Here is a 316-nt window from a genome sequence, read left to right as displayed (position 1 = left end):
ATACGCCTGAACTGACTCATTGAAGTTTCTTCTGGCCACAGAAATTCTATTTTCCGTTCCTTCCAGCTGAGCCTGAAGTTCCAGGAAATTTTGGTTGGCTTTCAGATCAGGGTATTTTTCAATAGTGACAAGCAATCTGCTCAATGCACCGGAAAGCTGATCCTGAGCCTGTTGAAACTGAGCAAGTTTTTCAGGAGTCAAGTTGCTGGCGTCGATTTGCACAGAGGTTGCTTTGGATCTGGCCTCAACCACACCTGTGAGGGTTTCCTGCTCAAATTCGGCATAACCTTTTACCGTATTTACCAAGTTAGGAATC

The 316-nt window shown here is 44.9% G+C and carries 1 protein-coding gene; it reads right to left on the bottom strand.

Annotated features, from left to right (window positions below; all coding sequences use genetic code 11):
* On the bottom strand, positions 1–316 hold a 316-nt coding region (locus ACNKXV_RS13965), incomplete at both ends, for a LemA family protein (RefSeq protein ID WP_417908327.1).

The organism is Christiangramia aquimixticola (genome assembly GCF_048285835.1).
Lineage (GTDB): Bacteria > Bacteroidota > Bacteroidia > Flavobacteriales > Flavobacteriaceae > Christiangramia > Christiangramia aquimixticola.
This window is presented reverse-complemented; position numbering and strand designations above follow the sequence as displayed.